Annotated in this window: 1 protein-coding gene; it reads left to right on the top strand. The window is 40.2% G+C overall.

Annotation, left to right across the window (positions count from 1 at the left end):
• The first annotated feature begins 104 nt into the window (after positions 1–104).
• Positions 105–1067 (top strand): IS30 family transposase, encoded by a 963-nt coding sequence (locus tag FTU90_RS15940; RefSeq protein WP_180073114.1) that lies wholly within the window; start codon positions 105–107, stop codon positions 1065–1067.
• Positions 1068–1074 lie beyond the last annotated feature (7 nt).

The following is a 1074-nucleotide window of genomic DNA, read 5'->3' as shown; positions in this document are numbered from 1 at the left end:
CGCAGATTCAAATCTCAAGTGCGACACATTTGTAGTTAGTTGAAAAAGTTAGGTGTATTCGTAGAATCATTGGACTTTTTCAACTCGCAATTGGAAAGCACACAATGAAGAAATACACCCAACTTTCTCAAGATGAAAGATACGAAATTTATGCTACTTTGAAAAGTAAAAGTTCAATCGCTAGCGTTGCTCGGGAGTTAGGGCGTTCACGATCAACCATCTACCGTGAATTAAAAAGAAATACTGGGCAACGTGGATATAGAGCTCAACAGGCAGCGAAATTTGCAAGTCAAAGACGGTACCGTCCTTCATCACCCATGACAGCATTTGCCTTCGCTTATATTGATTACTTGATTGGCTTGGACTGGTCACCAGAACAAATTTTAGGCGCTTTAACACAACGCGGTTGGCTGGATGTACCTTCACATGAGTGGATTTACCAGTACATTTATGAAGATAAATCAAAAGGCGGTAAACTCCACCTACATTTAAGGCATCAGAAGAAATATCGAAAACGAGGTTACAAAAACACGGATCGTAGGGGGCAAATCATTGATAAAACAAGTATTCATTGCCGAGACCAGGTCATTGATCAACGACAACGTTTAGGAGATTTCGAAGGTGACACTGTAATTGGTAAACATCATAAAGGTGCTTTATTAACTCTCGTTGATCGAAAGAGCCTGTACGTACATATTGTTCATTTAGGGCCAACGAGAGCATCCTCTCAAACGATTACTTGTGCATTAGATCGTTTACGGATGAGCCATGCTTATAGTGTTACTTTTGATAATGGTAAGGAATTTGCCGAACACAAAAGAATCACTGATGCCGGCATAGATACGTATTTTGCTGATCCTTACAAGTCTATTCAACGAGCAAGGAATGAAAATACGAATGGTTTAATCCGGCAATATCTGCCAAAATCATCATCGTTTGATGACGTGTCAAACGAACAAATAGAGCAGATAGAATTTGCACTCAACCATCGTCCTAGAAAAACACTAGGTTGGTATACGCCTAGTGAAGTTATGGCTGGTTTTTATACTGTTGCACTTGCCGCTTGAATCCGCC

This window comes from Acinetobacter sp. YH12200, from assembly GCF_013418175.1.
In the GTDB taxonomy this organism is placed as follows: domain Bacteria; phylum Pseudomonadota; class Gammaproteobacteria; order Pseudomonadales; family Moraxellaceae; genus Acinetobacter; species Acinetobacter pseudolwoffii.
Note: the sequence above shows the minus strand (reverse complement) of the source record. Positions and strands in the feature narration are given on the sequence as shown.